This window comes from Kitasatospora sp. NPDC088134 (assembly GCF_044741705.1).
GTDB lineage: Bacteria > Actinomycetota > Actinomycetes > Streptomycetales > Streptomycetaceae > Kitasatospora.
This window is the reverse complement of the sequence record NZ_JBIUTD010000037.1, coordinates 19,632-39,249: the sequence shown is the minus strand read 5'-3', so window position 1 is coordinate 39,249 and position 19,618 is coordinate 19,632. Positions and strand designations below refer to the sequence as shown.

Here is a 19,618-nt window from a genome sequence, read left to right as displayed (position 1 = left end):
GAAGCGCAGTTCGGGTGTTCCGGAGGCGGGTGCGGCGGTGCAGGCGGCGGGTCTGCCGGTGGCGCTGGCGCCGCTGGCGGGCTCGGCGGTGGCGGAGCAGTCGGTGGGGGTCGACGTGGTCGACCCGAAGACGGCCGGTGCGGCGGGGATCCCGGGCCCGGTGGTGGCGCTGTCGCGGGCGGCCGGGGCTTCGGGGGACGGCCCGGTGCGGGTCTCGCTCGACCTGGCGAAGCTCGCCCCCGCCTACGGTGCGGACTGGGCGTCGCGGGTGCGGCTGGTGGCGCTGCCGGCGTGTGCGCTGACGACGCCGCAGCACGAGGAGTGCCGGAGGCAGACTCCGGTGGAGTCGCAACTCGACGCCACTGCCAAGCAGTTGACGGCGGACGTGGTGCTGCCCGGTGACGGCGGTACGGCGCGGACGCAGCTCCAGGGCGTGGGCGCGGCCTCCGCGCAGCAGGGTGTGGTGCTGGCGGCCGTGTCCGGTGCGTCCAGCGGTGCGGGCACCTACGCCGCGACGCCTTTGAACGTCTCGCAGAGTTGGACGTCGGGTTCGTCCTCGGGTTCGTTCGACTACGACTACCCGATCGGGCTGCCGAAGGGCCTGGGTGGCACGGCGCCGTCGGTGTCCCTGTCCTACGACTCGGCGTCGGTGGACGGGAAGACCTCTTCGACGAACGCGCAGGCGTCCTGGATCGGTGACGGCTGGGAGTACGGCGCGGGTTTCGTGGAGCGCTCGTACAAGCCCTGCTCGAAGGCCGGGATCACCAACTCCGGTGACGAGTGCTGGGCGGGGGCGAACCTGACGCTGTCGCTGGGCGGCCACTCCGGTGAGCTGGTGCCCGACGACGCGTCCTGCCAGAGCGGCGCGGCGGCGACGCTGGAGCAGTCGGCGTGCACTTGGCGGCTGAAGAAGGACGACGGCAGCAAGGTGCAGTTCCTGACCGGCGCCACCAACGGCACCTGGAACGGCTCGTACCTGAAGGTTACGGACACGGCCGGCACGGTCTACTACTTCGGCCTGAACCACCTGCCCGACGCGAGCGGCAACCCGTCCACCAAGGGCGCGGACTCCGGCTCGGCGTGGACGGTGCCGGTGTACTCCCCGAACGCCGGGGACCCGTGCTACGACGCCGCCAAGGGCAAGTCCTCCTGGTGTCAGGCGGCCTGGCGCTGGAACCTGGACTACGTGGTCGACGCGCACGGCAACCTGACGACGTACACGTACGCGCCGGAGACCAACTCCTACGCGCGGGGCGGTGCGCAGAACAACGGCACCGGCACGCTGACGCAGTACACCCGCGGCGGCGTCCTGCAGTCCATCGGCTACGGGCAGCTGCTGTCCGACCAGATCGCGGCGAACGGCGCCTACAACCCGGCGGCGAAGGTCGTCTTCTCCTCCGGCGAGCGCTGCGTCACCTCGACCCTGGCGTGCGACCCGGTGAACCGGACCGCCGCGCACGCGGGCGACTGGCCGGACGTCCCGCTCGACCAGCAGTGCGCGAGCACCGGCACCTGCACCAACTACGGGCCGACCTTCTGGTCCACGAAGTGGCTCAACTCGATCACCACGCAGGTGCGGTACAACGGCGCCTACCAGGACGTCGACGTCTACACGCTCACGCACCGCTTCGTGAACGTGCAGAACAGCACGGAGAACACCCAGGTCCCGTGGCTGGCCAGCGTCCAGCGCACCGGCAAGGACACCCAGGCATCGTCCACCCCGGTGGCGCTGCCGCCGGTGTCCTTCACCGAGATGCTGCTGCCCAACCGGGTCGACGGCACCAACCTGGTGCCGTCCCGTCCGGCCTACAACCGGCCGCGCATCCAGCTGATCACCACCGAGACCGGCGCGACGATCGGCATCGACTACTATCCGGCGGACTGCTCGCGGGTGAACAACTCGATGCCGGGCTCGGCCGATACGAACACCCGGTCCTGCTACAACGTCAAGTGGCACACCCCGAACGAGGTTCAGGGCGCGGACCCGGTGGACGACTGGTTCCAGCGCTACCCGGTCAAGACCGTCACCGTCACGCCCGGCACACCCGGCTCGGCCCCGATGACCACCGCCTACAGCTACGGCAGCACGGCCTGGCACCGCAACAACTCGCCCTTCGTCGAGACGAAGGACCGCACCTGGGACGACTTCCGGGGCTACGCGAGCGTCACCACCGTCACCGGAAACGGCAACGACGGGCCGCGCGCGCAGAGCACCGCCACCTACCACCAGGGCATGGACGGCGACTTCAAGGCCGACGGGACGACCCGCAGCGTCAGCGTCGCGGGGCCGATGAGCGGTCAGGTCACCGACTCCGAGTGGCTCTCCGGCCGAGCGCTGGAGACCGACACGTTCACGCAGGCCGGCGGCACGATAGCGGCCTACACTGTCACCACCGGTACCGGCCCGGTCGCCACCGCCACCCACGCCCGCAGCGGGCTGCCGTCGCTGGTCGCCCGCTACGGTGCCACCACCGGCACCACCGTGGCCAAGTCCCGCAAGAGCGACGGGTCCTGGACCGGGACGACGACCACCACGACGGGCGACGCCACGCACGGCAACCGCACCGTCTCGGTCCTGACCGCCGCCGACGGGCTGCCGGACACCTGCAGGCGCACCTCCTACGCCACCGGCCCGGACCCGCAGGTCACCTCCCTCGTCTCGGAGGAGCTGACCGTCAGTGGCGCGAACGCCTGCACCGCCACCGCCGGGCAGCAGAACACCGTCTCCTGGACCAGGACGTACTACGACGGCAAGCAGCTCGGCCAGGCCGGTGCCAAGGCCGACGCCACCTCGGCCGAGACCGTCGACCACTACACCGGCGGCACGGCCGCGTTCACCGTCACCGGCGTCCGGACCTACGACGCCTACGGGCGGACCCGGTCGGTGACCGACCCCAACACCACCGACAGCACCCACCAGGGCGGTGCGACCACCACGACCGCGTACACCGCGCCGCAGGCCGGTGAGCTGCCGACCGGCATGACGGTGACGACCCCGGCCCCGGCCGGAGCCGCCGACGCGGCCACCGGTCGCACCACCGTCACGGTCCTGAACAGCGCCCGGGGCCTGGTCAAGAGCTCGACGGACGCCAACGGCCGTGCCACCACGGTCGGTTACGACGCGCTCGGCCGGACCACCGCGGTGTGGAACCCGGGCCGCAGCACCTCGCTGTCCCCGAACACCGCCTACGCGTACGCGATCCCCGGCGTGGTCAACGGCCAGGTCGTCCCGCCGAGCACCAGCACCACCACCCTGGTCGGCGCCGGCACCAACGACACCTACACCTCGGTGACCGCCACCGCGATCATGGACGGTACGGGCCGGACGATCCAGACCCAGTCCCCGCCCGCCCTGTCGGCGTACTCCGGACGGCTGCTCACCGACACCGCGTACGACTCGCAGGGCCGGGTGATCCGCGCCAACGCGAGCTGGTACAACGACGCGGCCCGGCCGGGCACCACGCTCTACCAGGAGAGCAACACCCAGAAGATCCCGGCCCAGACCCACACCGTCCACGACGGCATGGGCCGCCCGGTCACCACCGAGTTCGTGGCCTACGGCACCGTGCAGAACACCACCACGACGGCGTACCCGGGCGCGGAGCGCACCGATGTGACCCCGCCCGCCGGCACCGCGCCCACCAGCACGGTGGTCGACGCCCTCGGCCGCACCACCCAGCTGTGGCAGTACCGCACCCCGACGGCGACCGGGAACCCGGCCGACGCCGACGTCACCACCTACACCTTCAACCCCGACGGGCAGCCCGCCACCCGCAGGGACGCGGCCGGAAACACCTGGTCCTACGGCTACGACGTGCGGGGCCGCCAGACCTCCGTCACCGACCCGGACACCGGCACCAGCACCACCGCCTACGACGCGGCGGGCCGGGCCGCCTCCACCACGGACGCCCGGGGGCGGACGATCACCACCAGCTACGACCTGCTGGGCCGTCCGGTGGCGACCTACGACGGGGCGACCACCGACGCCGCCAAGCAGTTGACCGCCCGCAGCTACGACACCGTGGCCAAGGGCCGACCGGCCTCCACCACCCGCTACACGGGCGGGGCGTCCGGCAGGGCCTACGTCTCGACCGTCAACGCCTACGACACGGCGTACCACCCGACCAAGGCCACCACCACGATCCCGGGGTCGGAGATCGGGGCGGCCGACACCAGCCCGCTGACCTACACCTACCAGACCGTCTACGACCAGGTCACCGGCCTGCTGCTGCGCGACAACCGGCCGCAGGTGGACACCACGGCCGCGGAGCGGCTCGACTACAACTACGACGCGTACGGGCTGCTGATCGGCTACGGCGCGTTCGGCGGGTCGACGTACGACCTGTCGAACGACTACGACGCCTACGGCCGACCGACCCGCACCACGGTCAACCCGTGGGGCACCCAGATCGTGCTCACCAACGTCTACGACGAGTCGACGGGGCGTCAGCTCTCCCAGTTCGTCGACAAGCAGACCGCCGCGACGGGCGCGGTGCAGCAGACCACGTACGCCTACGACGCCTCGGGCCGGATCACCGGCATCCGCAGCATCCCGGACAACACGCCGTCGGCCACCGACCTGCAGTGCTTCTCCTACGACCACCTGAGCCGCCTGACCACCGCCTGGACGGACAAGGGCGCGCTCAACCTCGCCCCCGACCCGGCCGTCGGCGGGCAGGGCGCCTGCGCCAACACCTCGCCCACCAGCGGCGCGGTCGCCCCGGCGAAGAACACCGTCGGCGGCGGCGCCCCCTACTGGCAGGACTACGGCTACGACCTGACCGGCAACCGCAAGAGCCTCACCCAGCACGACCCGAGCGGTGACACCAGCAAGGACACCGCCACCACCCAGACGTTCCCGGCGGCGGGCACCGTCAACAACGGCAACGGCCAGGGCGGCCCGCACGCCCTTACCGGCACCGGCACCGTCGTCAACGGTGCCACCGACACCACCGGCAGCAGCACGTACGACGCCGCCGGCAACACCGCCGCCCAGTACTCCGACCGGACCGGCACCACCGACCTCGCCTGGACCGCCGAGGGCAAGCTCGACGCCTACCGGCCCGCTGTCCAGATCCAGGGCATCGGCGGCACGTGCCTCACCACCCAGGGCGGCGGCTCCGCCGCAGGCACGCCCGCGGAGATCGTCGACTGCGCCGCCGGCGGTGCGCAGAAGTTCGCCACCACCGGCAACCTGCTCAAGGTCCTGAACAAGTGCCTCACCGCCGCCGGCACCACCCCCGGCGCGGCCGTCCAGCTCCGGACCTGCGACGGCAGCTCGGCGCAGACCTGGACCGCGCAGCCCAACGGCACCGTCACCAACGGTGCGAGCGGCCTGTGCCTGGCCGTCCCCGGTGACGTCACCACCTCGGGCACCGACACCGTGGTCGCCACCTGCGGCACCAGCACGATCCCGGCCGGCCAGAAGTGGACCGTCCCCGACAACGCCACCAGCTACGTCTACGACGCCGACGGCAAGCAACTCGTCCGCCGCGACCCGGGGAAGACCACCATCACCCTCGGCAGCGACGAACTCGCCTACGACACGGTCGCCAGGACCAAGGCCGTGACCCGCTACTACCGGATGCCCGGCGGCCTGAGCCTGGTCCGCCAGGGCGGCACGGCCACCTGGCAGGTCAGTGACCACCACGGCACCGGCAACCTCGCCCTCGACGGCACCACCCTCGCCGAGACCAGGAGGACCACCGACCCGTTCGGCAGCCCACGCGGCACCCAGCCCACCGGCTGGGCCGGATCGCACGGATTCGTCGGCGGCACCAAGGACGAGGCCACCGGCCTGACCAACCTCGGCGCCCGCCAGTACGACCCCCGCACCGGACGCTTCATCAACCCCGACCCGCTGCTCCGCCCCGGCGACCCGCAGCAGTGGAACGCCTACGCCTACGGCAACAACAACCCGCTGAACCTCACGGACCCGGACGGCCTCGCCCCCTGCGCGGACGGCATCAGGGACCAGTGCGGCCCGGCGGGGCCGAGCTGCGGCGGCAGCATGTGGGCGAAGCCGTGCCCGCCCAGCACCGGCACGTGCACGAACCCGTTCGCCCTGAAGTGCAACGGCGGCGGGGGCGGCGGCGGTACGCCCGGCCCGACGCCCGGTCCGACGCCTTCCCCGAGCCCGTCGTCCGGCCTGATGCCGACCCCGGGTCCGACGCCGCCCAAGAGCCCGAAGGCCACCCCGTCCCCGTCGCCGAACTCGCCGCCGCCGGGGTACTACAAGCCGTGCGACGGCCCCTGCAAGTACGTCACCACGGCGGGCATGGCCCTGGACAGCCTCGGCTGGGCGCCCTTCGGCCGGGCCAACGAGCTCAACGGCGCCGACGAGCTGGCGCGGGTGATGGACAACTCCGAAACCTGCGAGGTCGGCGAGAAGCAGGTGATCTGCTACGGCGGCTCGCCCGGCGGCGAGCAGCCGATGACGGTCGGCGACGTGCTCTTCTACCCCGGCAGCAAGGAGGAGCTCAACACCCAGCTGGCGAACGAGGCCGAGACCCGGCGGCAGATGACCGAGAAGCGCGGAGCGGACTTCACCGAGAAGTACGGGCCGGACCTGTTCCGGCACGAGACCGTCCACTCCGAGCAGTGGTCGCGGGAGGGGGCCATCCTGTTCTCGGCGAACTACGGCATGGCGTCCGCCACCTCCAAGATGGCGACCGGGAGCCCGGCCCTGGCCAACAAGTACGAGATCGAGGCCAACCTCTACTGGGGCAGCTACCAGACGATGGAGGGCTGGAAATGACCGGCCCGCGCGTCCGGCGGCACCGCTTCGCCGCCGCCGCGGCCGCCGGCTGCCTCGCGCTCCCCCTGCTGGCCGCGTGCACCCCGGCCGAGGACCGCGTGTTCGGGGTCCGGGTGGTGCAGGGGCGCCTCGTGGTCGACCCCGGCAGGTGTCCGGACGAGACCATGGACTACGTGTCGGTCACCACGCGGCTGAACGGCGCCGAGGCCGGGTCCTGGCGGGCGGACGCGGACAGCACGGGCGCGAAGGCCGACCAGGTCGACCCCGGGGCGCTCGCCCCCGGCTGGAAGGCCGCCGGGGAGCCGCCCGTCCTCCGCGAAGGGGCGAGCTACACCGTCCGGGTGTCGGCGGCCCGCGGCGACCGGCCGCACATCGGTGCCTTCACGGTGGACGCCGCGGCGCTCACCGGGCTCGGCGCGGACCGGATCGTCCGGTTCTCGGGAGGGAAGTCGGGAGGGAAGAAGGACGGGAGCGGGACCGTGACGCTCTCGGACTACCGGGCGCAGGTGGAGAAGTCCTGCCACTGACCCGGTGCACGGACGGCCCCCGCCGTCGGGCCCGGCTCCGGCCGGAGCCCGGTGGCGGGGGCCGTCCCCGTTGCCGGGGTCAGTCCGCCGGGGGCGGGAACTCCGGTCCGGGGAGGCGGAGTTCGGCCACGGCGCCGCCGTCCGGGTGGTTGCCGAGGCGGAGTTCGGCGCCGAGGGCGCCGGCGTGGCCCTGGGCGATGGTGAGGCCGAGGCCGTGGCCGCCGCCGCGTTCGCGGGCGCCGGTGCGGAAGCGGCGCGGCCCCTCGCGCAGGACCTCCTCGGGGTAGCCGGGGCCGTGGTCCCGGACGGTCACGGTGGTGCCCTCGGCGGTGACCAGCACCGGGCCCCGGCCGTGCCGCTGCGCGTTGGCGACCAGGTTGTCCACCACCCGGGCCAGCCGGCGCGGGTCGGTGGTGACCGTCCCGGCGGCGCCGGTGCGCAGCTCGGCCCCCGACCCGGCGGCGGTGACGATCCGGACCAGCAGCGGGCCGAGCGGCAGCTCGGCCAGCTCCGGGGCCTCCGCGCCCGCGTCCAGCCGGGACACCTCCAGCAGGTCCTCCGTCAGGTCCCGCAGGGCGCGCACCCGATTGCGGACCAGCTCGGTCGGCCGGCCCGGCGGCAGCAGCTCGGAGGCGGTGAGCAGCCCGGTCAGCGGGGTGCGCAGCTCGTGCGCCACGTCGGCGGTGAAGCGCTGCTCGCCGGCCAGCCGGTCGCGCAGCGCCGCCGACATCGAGTCGACCGCGGCGGCCAGGTCGGCGACCTCGTCGCGGGAGCGGCCGAGCGGGCCGATCCGGGCGTCCAGGTCGCCGCCCGCGATGGTCCGGGCGGTGCGGGCGGCGGTCCGCAGCCGGCTGCTGATCCGGTCCGCGGCCAGCACCCCGGCCAGCACGGTGACCAGCACCGACAGGGTGGCGCCGACCGCCACCGCCCGGTCCAGGTCGGCGATCGCCCGGGCGTCCTCGGCGTAGTCCATCCGCACCGACAGCACCTGCCCGTTCGCCCCGGCGGCCGCCCACATCGCCGGGCCGCGCGGCCCCGGCCCGAGCATCGACCCCTGCCGGCCGCGCTCGGCCAGGCGGCGCAGCTCGGCGGGCAGCGCCGGGTCGCCGACCGCGGCGTGCCAGCCCGCCACCGGCTCCCCGGTGGCGTCGTAGCCGGTCAGCACGGTGTCGAGGGCGGCCAGCGCGGACTTCCGGGCCTGCGCGCTGTGCTGGTCCACCGAGGCCCGGTGGACCAGCACCCCGACGGCCGTGGCGACCAGGCAGGACACCAGCGCGATCACCGCGGCGATCTGCCGGCGGAGCGTCACGTGGTGCGCCGCAGCTTGTAGCCGAAGCCGCGGACGGTTTCGATCCGGGCCGCGCCGATCTTCGCCCGGAGCCGCTGCACGTGGACGTCCACCACCCGGCTGTCGGCGCCCCAGGAGTAGTCCCAGACCCGCTCCAGCAGGGTCTGACGCTCCATCAGGACACCCGGGGCGGCGGTGAATTCGAGCAGCAGCCGCAGCTCGGTCGGGGTGAGCGGGACGGGCTTGCCCGCGACCCGGACCTCCAGTGCCTCGGTGTCCACCTCCAGGTCCTCGATCACCCGCAGCCCGGCCCCGGCCCCGGGGGCCGCGGCGGGCGCGGGCCCGGCCGGCTGCAGGCCGGTGCGCCGCAGCACGGTGCGGATGCGGGCCACCAGCACGGCCGTCTCGAAGGGCTTGACCACGTAGTCGTCGGCCCCGGCCTCCAGGCCGGAGATCACGTCGATCGGCTCGGTGCGGGCCGACATCATCAGGATCGGCAGCTGGCTCTCCTCGCGGATGCGCCGGCACAGGCCGACGCCGTCCAGCAGCGGCAGCATCACGTCGAGCAGCAGCAGGTCCGGCGGCGCGGCCCGGAACCGCTCCAGGCCCTCCAGGCCGTCCGCCGCCGTCTCGACCGGGAACCCGTAGCGCTCCAGGGCGAGTTGGGTGGCTTCGCGGATCACCTCGTCGTCCTCGACCAGCAGGATGCGCGGGGCGCCGGGCACGGGAGCGGTCATCGGGTCCTCGTCGGGCTGGGGCGGGGGGCCTCGCCCCGGGTGGCGGGGGCGGCCGGGGCGGCGGTGGGGGCGGCGGTGGCGGCCGGGAACGGCGCGACCGCCGGGCGGGAGGGGGCCGGGGACGGCACGGCCGCCTCCGGCGGGCAGCCGGGCGCGTCCTGGACGGGGCCGGTGGCCTTGATCCGCCGGTCGGCGAAGGCCAGCCGGACGCCGTTCCAGCGGTAGGTGCTGCTGGTCTCGGCGGCCTGCCCGGTGGGCTCGTGCACCACCAGGTCCGCGCCGACCGTCTCGGCGGTGAAGCCCGGCAGGGCGGTCACCGACAGCACCGGCAGCACGTCCCGGCCGCGCAGCCGGTAGACGTGCAGCACGGCCCGCCCGGAGTCGGCGCCGGTCAGCACGGCGGTGAGCAGCTCGGGGCTGCCGTCGCCGTCCAGGTCCCGGTACTGGGCGTCCCGGACGGCACAGCCCGGGCAGCCGCCGTCCAGCGCCGCCCGCTCGCCCGGGCCGAGCTCCGGGTCCTTGGCGAGCACCGTGCGGGCGTCCAGCGCGGTCAGCGAGTCGGCGCCCAGCCCGGGCAGCGGGGCCGGGGCCGGCTGGTCGGCCGCCACCTGCGGGGCGCTCGCCGGGGCGGCGGCCGCCGCGTCCGGCCACAGCGGCAGCGGGCTCGGATGGGCCCGGACCGGCCGGGTCTCCCCGGCGTCCCGCAGCCCGCCGGACGCCGAGCAGCCGGTGACGGCCAGCAGGGCGGCGAGCAGGACGGCGAGCGCGGCGAGTGCGGCCGGGAGCCGGCCGGACGGTGGGCGGCGGACGGTCGGCCGGGTCCTCACGTCGGGGGCGCCTTTCGGGAGCGGTCGGGGGCGGTCGGGGAGTCGGGGGGAGCACGGGTACGGGGGAGCGGCCAGTCTCGCACCACCGCGTCCGGCCGCCCGCGGCCCCGGTCGGGACTGCGGGCGGCCGGACGCGCCGACGGCCCGTCAGGCGGCGGGCGTCGCGGGTGCCGGGTCGGCGAAGACGACGATGTTGTCGGTGTAGTGGCCGTCGCCGCCGATCACGCCGCCGCAGGTGATCAGCCGCAGCTGCGGCCCCGCGGTGTCGCCGTACACCAGCTCGGTCGGGAAGGCGTTCTTGGCGTACTGCTGCAGTTCGCGCACCCGGTAGGAGAGGGTGCTGCCGTCCTGCCGCCGGACGTCGATCCGGTCACCGAGCCGCAGCCCCGGCAGCCGGTGGAACACCGCCGGGCCCTTGCGGGTGTCGTAGTGCCCGAGCAGCACGGCCGGACCGGGCTGCCCCGGCTGCGGCCCGTGCCGGTACCAGCCGACCTCGTCGGCCCGCTCCGGCGTCGGCACCTCCACGGTGCCGTCCGGGTTCAGGCCGACGCCCTCGACCGGCGCGTCCACCCCGATCCGCGGGATCACCAGCCGGACCGGCGGCGAGGCCGGGACGGCAGCGGGGGGCGGCGTTCCGAGGGGCGGCGTTCCGAGGGGCGGCGTTCCGGCGGACGGCGACCCGGCCGCCCGGGCCGGCGCGGCCTGCTCGGCCGAGATCCGCACCGGCGCCGCCTCCGGGTGCCGGGCGGCCAGCAGCGTCACCCCGCCCGCGACCAGCAGCCCCGCCGCCAGGGCCGGGGCCCAGCGCGGGCGCCGGCCGCGGCGCCGCCCGGCGCGGGTCCGACCGTCCCCGCCGGCCGGGCGGCGCCGCAGCGCGTGCCGGGCCGACCCGTCCGCCGCCACCGGTGTCCCGGCGCGGCCGTCCGTCCCGGGGCCGCCGGTGCCCGCGCTCCGCCGCCGCCCGCCGGTCCGGCGGGAACGGTCGGTCATCCGCTAGGCCCGGGAGCCGGCGCGGCGGCGGAGCACGACCAGGCCGAGGCCGGCCGCACCGGCCGCCGCGAGCCCGGTGCCGAGCACCAGCGGCAGGGACGAGGAGGCCGTGCCCTCACCGGTCTGCGCGCCGCCCCTGGGGACCGCGGTGACCTGGATGCCGGACTTCGGGTCGGTGCCGGGCGTGGGGGCGACGTCCCGGCCGGTGGCGGAGGTCGCCGCCGGGGAGGGCGCCGCGCTCGGCGTGGCCACGGCGGCGGGCGCGGTCGGGGACGGGGTGCCGTCGGCGAACGCGGCGGTGGTGGGCAGCGCGAGCGCGCCGGCGACACCCGCCGAGACCAGGGCGAGGCGCACCGCACGGCGGACGGACGTGGTACCAGGCATTCGGGTTCCTCCGAGTGTTCGTCACCCGCGGCCCGGTGGCCGCCGGTTGACGCCGCTCACGCTAGGAACCGCGCCTCTCGGCGGGCCGCCGGTCGTGTAACGGCCACCGCCCGGCTCCGTAACAGTCCCGCCGGACGCCCGAGATACCCGGGCGGGCGCGTTCGACGCCGGTGGCGGAGGGGCGGATAAGCGCTGCTAGCGTGACGGGCGTTCCGTCCCCGAGTCGTGGTGAAGGGTTGCCCCCGCGATGGCCAAGTTCCTGCTCTGCCTGCACCTGCTGGCGGTCGCGCTGTGCATCGGACCGGTCGCGGTGGCGGTGAGCATGTTCCCGCGCCGCGCGAAGGCCGCCCTCACCGAGGGGCCGGAGCGGGCGGGCGCCGAGGCATCGGTGCGGCTGCTCCAGCGGATCTGCCACGTCTACGCCCTGATCGGGCTCGCCGTCCCGCTGCTCGGCGTCGGCACCGCGCAGGCGATGGGCGTGCTCGGCAACGCCTGGCTGATCGCCTCGATGGTGCTGACCGCGCTGGCCGCGGGCGTGCTGCTGCTGTTCGTGCTGCCCGGCCAGCAGGCCACCGTCGACGCCCTCGACGCCGCCGACGCGGAGCGGGACGCCGAGACCGCCCGCGCCACCGGCATGCTGAAGAAGCTGCCGATGACGGCCGGGGTGTTCAACCTGCTGTGGGCCGTGGTGCTGGTCCTGATGGTCATCCGGCCGGGGTCGACGACGGGGGCGTGACCCCGCGCACCTCCAGCCCGGCCAGCAGCTCGGCGGTGGCGGCCGCGACGGCGGCCACCGCCGCGTCGAACACCGCCCGGTTGTGCGCGGCGGGCGCCCGGAACCCGGAGATCTTCCGGATGTACTGGAGCGCCGCCGCGTGCACGTCCTCCGGACCGGCGTCGGTGGTCATCGGCGGGCGCAGGGTCTTGATGCTTCGGCACATGCCCCCAGTCTGCCGCGCCGCACCGACGCCCCGGGGGCTTTTCCGGACGGCCCGGGGGCTTTTCAGGACGGCGGGCGCAGCCGGACCCCGGCCCGCTTGACCGGGCGGGCCACGATCGCGGTCTCCGCCCGCCGCACCCCCAGCGGGCCCAGCACCTCGGTCTGGAACCGGTACAGCGCCGCGTGGTCCGGGCAGAACACCGCCGCCATCAGGTTGCTCGGCCCACTGGTCGCCAGCACCCCGTGCACCTGCGGGTGCCGGGCCAGTGCCGCGCCGGTCTCCGCCAGCCGCCCCGGCTCCACGTCCAGCCACAGGTTGGCGTCCACGGCCGCGCCCAGCAGCCGCGGGTCCACGCTCACGTGGGTGCGCAGCAGCCCGCCCGCCGCCAGCCGGTGCAGCCGCCGCCGGACCGTCGACTCCGGCGCGCCCAGCGCCGCCGCCAGCGCGGCCTGCGGGCGGCGGGCGTCCACCGCCAGCAGGTCCAGCAGCCGGTGGTCGAGCGGGTCCGGCTCCGGCGGGGCGGTGCTCGGCGCGGGCGGGGCCAGCGCCGCCTCCTGATCCGCCGTCAACTGCCCGCAGCGCCAGGCGGAGGCGTCCGCGAACAGGTGCAGCACCGCGTACGCCGTCGACTCCACCACCGCGTCCGTCGCCGGGAGCTGCCCGTACAGCAGCCGGTCCCGGTCGGCGGCGCCGCCCAGCACCACCGCCGACACCTCCTGGCCGCCCAGCATCACGTCCAGGAACGGCACGTCCTCCCGGGCCGCCAGGGCCAGCGCGATCGCGTCCACCCGCCCGCGCAGCACCCGGACCCGCAGCAGCAGCGCCCCCAGCGCGGCCGCCCGGGTGTCCGGCATCCGCACCACCCGGACGGTGCCCGTCCCGAACAGCCGCCCCAGCCGCCGGGCCACCGTCCGCGCCGACACGCCCAGCACCTCGGCGATCCGCCCGTTCTCCGCCCGCCCGTCCACCTGGAGGGCGTGCACCAGCCGCCGGTCCAGCGCGTCCAGCACGCCGTCCGGATCCGCCGCCGAGGTGTCCATGGTGTCCGATCTCCGCCGCTTCCCGGCCCTCCGACGTCCCGGAAGGCCGCCCCGACGGTACACCTCGGTCCACACCCGACCCGAGGAGGACCCGTGCGACACCTGCTGGACGCGACCGAGACCGCCGTGCGCGAGGTCGGCGCACTGCTGCGGGCGCGGCAGCCCGCCGAACCGCTCGACGCCGCCACCCCCGCCGAGGCGCTGGCCGCCTTCGAGCGGTACGACCGGCCTGCCGCGGCGCTGCTCCGCGAACGGCTCGGCGCGCTGCGCCCGCAGGCCGGGTGGTGGGGCGACGAGTGGGCCCGGGAGGTCCCGGCGGCGGGGGAGTGGTGGGTCTGCGACGCCACCGACGGCGCCGTCCAGTACCTGAGCGCCCTGCCGCAGTGGGCGGTCACCGCGACGCTGCTGCGCGACGGCGCCCCGGTGCTGGCGGTGGTGCACGCCCCGCTGCTCGGCGCCACCTACACGGCGTGCGCGGGCGGCGGCACCCGGCTGGACGGGGTGCCGTGCGCGCCGCGGGCCCGCAGCCTGGCCACCGCCGTCGCCGCCACCTCCCAGCCGCCCGGCGCGGCCGGCGACCCGGCGGCGCTGCGGGCGGCCGGGGCCTCGCTCGCCGCGGTCCTCCCGCACGTCCCGGCGGTCCGCAACCTCGGCCCCACCGCGCTGCAGGCCGCCCAGGTCGGCTCCGGCCACCTCACCCTGTTCTGGCAGTACGGCGCGGACCCGGCGAACCTGCTCCCCGGCGCCCTGCTGGCCGCCGAGGCGGGCGCCGCCGTCACCGACGCCGAGGGGCGCCCCTGGACCCCGGGCGCGGCCTCCTTCGTGGCCGCCGCCCCGGGCGCGCACGCGGACCTGCTGCGGGTGCTGCGGGCTGTCGGGACCCCGGAGCAGGAAGGGGCGAAGCGGATGTAAGGGGTCTGTTCGGGTGATATCGGTCGAATGGCGTTTCCCTACCGGACCGGGCTCGTTGTGGAGTCTGGAATTCCGGATCTGATCAAGAACGACTACCCGATCTCACCGCTGTGCGGCGGACACCGGCGACCGGCACAGCCACAGGAGGACACGGATGCGCACCCTGCTGGACAGCTTTCTGGCCGAGATGGACCGGATTCAAGCTGACTTCCAGACCAGGATGGAGAGTATCGACCGCCCGAAGCCGCCCGCGCCCCCCTCGTCGCCGGAACCCGAACCGGTCGGCGGGGTCTTCGCCGCGCAGCCCGAGGGCATCGAGGACCGGATCGGCGAACTGCGGCACCTGCTCGGCCTGGAGGCGATCTGGAACGGCAAGCGCGAGCCGGCCCGCGAGGCGGTGCGGGAGGCGGCCCGCGAGACGCTGCGGGACGAGACCGGGCGGGACGGGGTGGTTCGGGAGGAGCGCGCGGAGGAACTGTTCGCCGCGGCGTTCGGCGAGCTGCCCCCGGGGCCGGACGCCGAGCAGGTCGAAGCCCGCACGTGCAGAAACGTTCCTGCGCTGACGGTACGTCAGCCCCGGACGGTGCACCACCACGGGCTGTCCGGCGGGCCGCTGGTGCCCGGCGCGCGTGCAGAAACGATTCTCTGAAACCGTCCCGGCCGGACGGCGGGCCGCAGCTACCCCAGGGTGATCGGCAGGGTGGCCGCGGCGGTGAACACCGCGTCGGGGGTGGTGAGTTCGAGGAAGTGCAGGTCCTCGTGCCGGTGGGTGGCGGGCGGGTCCAGCGGGAGGGCGGAGAGGTCGAGCTCGGGCAGCGAGTCGAGGGTGGCCCGCCCGAGCTTGATCAGTGCCTCCTTGCGCACCCACTGGCGCAGGAACGCCCGGGTGGGCTCGGGATGGGCCCGGACCAGGGCGGTCTCGGCGGCCGTCAGGACGTGCCCGAGGGTCACCGGATCGGTGGTGCGCGGACCGAGGTGCTCGACGTCCACGCCGATCGGGACGGGGGCGGCCGCCGCCGCGATGATGCCGTTGGTGTGCGACAGGCTCAGCCACGTCCCCGGCCGGTCGGTGAGCAGCGGCCGCCCGTGCCCGTCCCCGCCGCAGCCGGGGCAGTGCTGGCCGAAGGCGAGGTCGGCCGGTTCGACGCCGAGCTGCGCGGCCGCGCAGAACCGCACCAGCAGGTGCGCCGCCAGGTAGTCGTCCCGATCGGCGGCCCGCCGGAAGCGTTCGGCGCGCTCGCGCTCGTACGGGGCGAGCAGCCGCTCGTCGGCGTCGGGCCGGGCGAGCACGCCGGCGGTGGTGGCGAGCACGGCGAGCGGGGGGTTCGGCACGGGGCTCCTCGTCCGGACGGGCGGGCGCCGCGGGGTGCGGCGGCGGACTCCCAAAATAGTCCGTTCGAACGACTTCCCGGCGCGTCCGGGGCCGAGTGGCCGGAGTACGCGCCGCGAAACCTTTTTGCTGGCCGGGTCTGCTGTCCGTGACCCACCGTCAAACGAGAGGGGTGGCCGTGCGACACGGCGTCCGAACCAGGAATCCGCTGCTCAGGCTCGCGGCGGTGACCGCCCTCGTTGCCACTCCGGTGCTGGCCCTGGCCACGATCGGCCAGGCCGACCAGCTGGCCCCGCCGCTGGGGCCCTGCGTCGGCAGTTGCCCGAACCCGTACCCGAACCCGCCGCACAACGGCGACTTCGCGGGCTCCGACAGCACCGTCAACGTCTACGTCGGCGGCAACTACCGGGTGCAGGGCCGGGCGGCCGAGGCCGAGGGCAAGATCGTCACGGTCAAGGACCTGACGGTCGACAAGTCCGACGGCGGCGGCCTGTTCAACATGGGCGTGGTCGGCGTCGGCTCCCGGGTCCCCCCGCCGTCGGGCTCCGACTTCGTGACGGTCGGCGGCGCGGTGGACGTGAAGACCGGCAACCGGATCGAGGTCGGCGGCTCCGACTCCAAGGGCAGCCGCGGGGGCAACCTGGTCTACGGCACCACCCGGGCCGGGACGATCGACACGGTCGCCCCCGGCACGGTGCGCAAGGACCCGGCGGCGATCGACGCCTACACCGGGCTGACTCGGATCATCGAGGACCACTCGACGTGCATGGCCGACCAGACGGCCACCGGCACGTTGAAGGTGGACGGCAACCTCTACACCTTCACCGGCGACGGCACCAGCATGCGCCAGGTCTTCAACGTCGACCGGAACATCGGCAACCCGACGGGCGCCGCCGCCGACCTGGTGTTCGCCGGCATCCCGGCGGGCGCCACGGTGATCGTCAACATGGTCGGCCCCGACCCCGTGCTGATCCGCACCAACACCGGCAGCGGCTTCCCCGGCGACCAGCTGACGGACATGCGGCCCCGGCTGATGTGGAACATCCCGAAGGCCGCCGCGGCGACCATCACCGGCGGCGCCCAGTTCCAGGGCTCGATCATGTCGGGCAACCCGGACGGCACCGTCACCGTCTCCACCCCCGGCACCAACGGCCGGGTCTACCTGGCGGGCAACCTGGTCCAGGAGGGCAGCGGCGGCACCGAGCTGCACGCCTACCCGTTCGACGGCGACCTGCCGGTCTGCACCACCCCGACCCCGTCGACCTCGCCGAGCGACAGCATCAGCCCCTCGCCGTCGTCCTCGCCGAGCGGTTCGACCGGCCCGAGCCCGTCGCCGTCGGAGAGCACCAAGCCGTCCCCGTCCTCGTCGGCGAGCGGTTCGACCGGCCCGAGCCCCTCCCCGTCGCCCTCGTCCTCGCCTTCGGGGAGCAACAGCCCGGCCCCGAGCCCGAGTTCGTCCTCCGGCTCGCCGTCGCCGAGCGGGAGCGGCAGCTCCGGGCCGGCGCCGTCCGGGAGCACCCCGGGGACGCCGAAGCCGGTGCCGCCCTCGCCCGGGGGGCCGTCGCTGCCGAGCACCGGTGACGGACTGGTGGCGCCGGCGGCGGGGGCCGCCGCGGTGCTGCTGGCACTGGGCGGCGGTGTGATCGCGCTGGCCCGCCGCGGCCGCGGTCGCCACGGCTGAGCGCGGTGAGCACCTGCTGAGCAGGCAGTGAGCACGCCGGAGGGCCGGAACCCCGTACGCGGGCTCCGGCCCTCCGGCGTGACGGTGGGTCAGGTGACCTCGCCGCGGCGGGCGAACCGCTCCTCGCGCCACTCGCCGGTGGCGAGGACCTCGCGCAGGGCGTCGGCGGCGTCGTGGACGTCGGTGCGGGAGAGGTAGAGCGGGGTGAAGCCGAAGCGCATCAGGTCGGGGGCACGGAAGTCGCCGATGACGCCGCGGGCGATCAGCGCCTGGACGATCCGGTGGCCGTCGGGGTGGCGCAGCGCGACCTGGCTGCCGCGCCGGGCGTGCTCCCGGGGGGTGACCGGTTCGACGTCCAGGTCGGCGGTCAACTCCAGGAACAGGTCGGTGAGTTCGAGGCTCTTGGCGCGGACGGCGGCCGGGTCGGCGAGCTCCCAGACGTCGAGCGCGGCCTCCAGCGCGGCGAGGCCGAGGACCGGCGGGGTGCCGGTGAGGAAGCGGGTGATGCCGTCGGCGGGCCGGTAGCCGGGCTCGAAGTCGAACTGCCGGGCGTGGCCGAACCAGCCGGTGAGCGGCTGCCGGGCGGCGTCCTGGTGCCGGTGCGCGGCGTACAGGTAGGCGGGGGCGCCGGGGCCGCCGTTGAGGTACTTGTAGCCGCAGCCGACGGCGAAGTCGGCGCCGGCGGCGTCCAGTTCGATCGGCAGGGCGCCCGCGGTGTGGCAGAGGTCCCAGACCACCAGCGCCCCGGCGGCGTGCACCCGGGCGGTGGTCTCCGCCAGGTCGAGCAGTTCGCCGGTGCGGTAGTCGACGTGCGAGAGCAGCACCACGGCGGTGTCGGGGCCGAGCGCGGCGTCCAGGTCGGCGGCGGAGTCGAGCAGCACGGGGCGGGTGCCGGGGTGCAGCGCGGTCAGGCCGTCGGCGATGTACAGGTCGGTGGGGAAGGCCCGCCGCTCGGCGAGCACGGCGGTGCGGCCGGGGCGCAGCCGCAGGGCCGCGCCGAGCACCTTGAACAGGTTGACCGAGGTGGAGTCGCAGACCACCACCTGGCCGGGGGCGGCGCCGAGCAGGTGGGCGCCGAGCCGGTCGCCGAGCCGGCCGGGCTGGTGGAACCAGCCGGCGTCGTTCCAGGAGCGGATCAGGCCCTCGCCCCACTCGCCCTCGACCACCTTGGCGAGGTGGCCGGGGGTGCGGCGGGGGAGCGCGCCGAGCGAGTTGCCGTCGAGGTAAAGCACTCCGGCGGGGAGGGTGAACTCGGCGCGCAGGGCGTGCAGCGGGTCGGCCGCGTCGAGGGCGGCGGAGGCTTCGCGGGTCCGGGTCACCGGGAGCTCCTGGGTCACAGGGTGTTCCTGACGGTCCACAGTTCGGGGAAGACGTCCTGGTCGGCGGCCTGCTTGAGCCAGCTGAGGCCGCTGGAGCCGCCGGTGCCGGGCTTGGCCCCCATGGTGCGCTTGACCGAGGAGTAGTGCCGCTGGCGCCAGCGGGTGACCCGCTCGGCGGTGTCGAGCAGGGCCTCGCCGAGCCGGGCCAGGTCGGCCAGTTCGGGGTCGGTGTAGACGGCGCGCCAGGCGTCCTCGACGGCCTCGTCGTGCCGGTGCCGGTCGGTGACGGGCGCCTCGGGTATCCGCTGGCCGCGCCGGGCGAGCAGGGCCAGCGCCTCGTCGTACAGGCTGGGGGTGCGCAGCTCGGCGGCCAGCTCCTGGTGCTCGGCGGGGGAGTCCTGGTACATCGTCAGCAGGCGCTCGCTCTTGTTGCCGAGCAGGAACTCCAGCCGCAGGAAGGCGGAGGACTGGAAGCCGGAGGCCTCGCCGAGGACCGGCCGGAAGGCGTTGAACTCGGCGGCGGTCATGGTGGCCAGCAGGTCCCAGGAGGAGACCAGCACGTCCTGGGTGTGGTGGCCGCGGCGGAGCGCGGCGAGCGCGGCGTCCAGGTCGTCCTCGCGCAGCGCGGCGCGGGCGGCCGTCCACTCGTGGTGCAGCAGGTCGAAGAGCAGCTCCATCACCTGGGTGGTGACGATGAACGAGTACTCCGCGGGCTCCTTGCTGCGGGGCTGCTGGAGCGCGTGCAGTTCGGCCAGGCGCACGTAGCGGGCGTACGGGGTGGATACGCCGGGCTCCTGCTCGGGCCTGAACCGCAGGTGGGGCCGGTCGGCTTGCCCGGTCATGCCGGTACCTCCTGGTTCCGCCCGTTCCGGATCTCGGCGGGCC

Annotated in this window: 16 protein-coding genes; 6 read left to right on the top strand and 10 right to left on the bottom strand. The window is 75.1% G+C overall.

The genetic code is table 11. The annotated features are described in order from the left end of the window. Positions 1-37: 37 nt before the first annotated feature. Positions 38-6,757, top strand: coding sequence for a ricin-type beta-trefoil lectin domain protein (locus tag ACIOHG_RS34945; protein ID WP_400956920.1), 6,720 nt, complete (start codon positions 38-40; stop codon positions 6,755-6,757). After that, positions 6,754-7,284 carry a hypothetical protein gene (locus tag ACIOHG_RS34940; protein ID WP_400956917.1) on the top strand — a complete coding sequence of 177 codons (531 nt, stop codon included), beginning with the start codon at positions 6,754-6,756 and terminating at the stop codon, positions 7,282-7,284. The genes ACIOHG_RS34945 and ACIOHG_RS34940 overlap by 4 nt, the downstream gene beginning before the upstream one ends. Before the next feature lie 79 nt (positions 7,285-7,363). Here the strand turns inward: ACIOHG_RS34940 and ACIOHG_RS34935 are convergent, their stop codons facing one another. From ACIOHG_RS34935 to ACIOHG_RS34915, 5 genes are all read right to left on the bottom strand, one after another. Then, positions 7,364-8,593 (bottom strand): sensor histidine kinase, encoded by a 1,230-nt coding sequence (locus ACIOHG_RS34935; protein WP_400956914.1) that lies wholly within the window; start codon positions 8,591-8,593, stop codon positions 7,364-7,366. Continuing rightward, positions 8,590-9,309: a two-component system response regulator CseB gene (gene cseB / locus ACIOHG_RS34930; RefSeq protein ID WP_400956911.1), complete on the bottom strand. Its 720-nt coding sequence runs from the start codon at positions 9,307-9,309 to the stop codon at positions 8,590-8,592. Before cseB ends, ACIOHG_RS34935 begins: the two co-directional genes overlap by 4 nt. Next, entirely contained in the window at positions 9,306-10,136 is an 831-nt protein-coding gene (locus ACIOHG_RS34925) for a hypothetical protein (protein WP_400956909.1), read from the bottom strand. The genes cseB and ACIOHG_RS34925 overlap by 4 nt, the downstream gene beginning before the upstream one ends. 147 nt (positions 10,137-10,283) lie before the next feature. Further along, positions 10,284-11,126 carry a class F sortase gene (locus tag ACIOHG_RS34920; protein WP_400956906.1) on the bottom strand — a complete coding sequence of 281 codons (843 nt, stop codon included), beginning with the start codon at positions 11,124-11,126 and terminating at the stop codon, positions 10,284-10,286. 3 nt (positions 11,127-11,129) lie between these two features. Then, positions 11,130-11,510: a sortase-dependent protein gene (locus ACIOHG_RS34915; protein ID WP_400956903.1), complete on the bottom strand. Its 381-nt coding sequence runs from the start codon at positions 11,508-11,510 to the stop codon at positions 11,130-11,132. Between the two features lie 247 nt (positions 11,511-11,757). Here ACIOHG_RS34915 and ACIOHG_RS34910 point away from each other — a divergent pair, with 247 nt between their 5' ends. Beyond that, positions 11,758-12,246 carry a DUF2269 family protein gene (locus ACIOHG_RS34910; RefSeq protein ID WP_400956901.1) on the top strand — a complete coding sequence of 163 codons (489 nt, stop codon included), beginning with the start codon at positions 11,758-11,760 and terminating at the stop codon, positions 12,244-12,246. On the opposite strand, the gene ACIOHG_RS34905 is transcribed toward ACIOHG_RS34910, so the two are convergent. Continuing rightward, on the bottom strand, positions 12,215-12,451 hold the full coding sequence (locus ACIOHG_RS34905) for a DUF2277 family protein (protein ID WP_400956898.1): 237 nt from the start codon (positions 12,449-12,451) through the stop codon (positions 12,215-12,217). The genes ACIOHG_RS34910 and ACIOHG_RS34905 overlap by 32 nt on opposite strands. Before the next feature lie 62 nt (positions 12,452-12,513). Continuing rightward, positions 12,514-13,491 (bottom strand): Lrp/AsnC family transcriptional regulator, encoded by a 978-nt coding sequence (locus ACIOHG_RS34900; protein WP_400956894.1) that lies wholly within the window; start codon positions 13,489-13,491, stop codon positions 12,514-12,516. 93 nt (positions 13,492-13,584) lie between these two features. On the opposite strand from ACIOHG_RS34900, the gene ACIOHG_RS34895 reads away from it, so the two are divergent. Then, positions 13,585-14,403 (top strand): inositol monophosphatase family protein, encoded by an 819-nt coding sequence (locus tag ACIOHG_RS34895; RefSeq protein ID WP_400956891.1) that lies wholly within the window; start codon positions 13,585-13,587, stop codon positions 14,401-14,403. Positions 14,404-14,557: 154 nt separating this feature from the next. Beyond that, entirely contained in the window at positions 14,558-15,052 is a 495-nt protein-coding gene (locus tag ACIOHG_RS34890; RefSeq protein ID WP_400956888.1) for a hypothetical protein, read from the top strand. 29 nt (positions 15,053-15,081) lie between these two features. Here ACIOHG_RS34890 and ACIOHG_RS34885 read toward each other — a convergent pair whose 3' ends face one another. Beyond that, on the bottom strand, positions 15,082-15,735 hold the full coding sequence (locus tag ACIOHG_RS34885) for a 4'-phosphopantetheinyl transferase family protein (RefSeq protein ID WP_400956886.1): 654 nt from the start codon (positions 15,733-15,735) through the stop codon (positions 15,082-15,084). Between the two features lie 224 nt (positions 15,736-15,959). Between ACIOHG_RS34885 and ACIOHG_RS34880 the strand changes: the two genes are divergently transcribed. Further along, complete coding sequence (locus ACIOHG_RS34880) at positions 15,960-17,414, top strand: choice-of-anchor A family protein (protein ID WP_400956883.1); 1,455 nt, start codon at positions 15,960-15,962, stop codon at positions 17,412-17,414. Between the two features lie 89 nt (positions 17,415-17,503). Here the strand turns inward: ACIOHG_RS34880 and kynU are convergent, their stop codons facing one another. Then, the gene (gene kynU / locus ACIOHG_RS34875; RefSeq protein WP_400956881.1) at positions 17,504-18,751 is read right to left on the bottom strand and encodes a kynureninase; all 1,248 of its coding nucleotides are present in this window, start codon (positions 18,749-18,751) and stop codon (positions 17,504-17,506) included. Beyond that, positions 18,748-19,575, bottom strand: a complete 828-nt coding sequence (locus ACIOHG_RS34870; protein WP_400956878.1) for a tryptophan 2,3-dioxygenase — start codon at positions 19,573-19,575, stop codon at positions 18,748-18,750. Before ACIOHG_RS34870 ends, kynU begins: the two co-directional genes overlap by 4 nt. Positions 19,576-19,618: the final 43 nt, after the last annotated feature.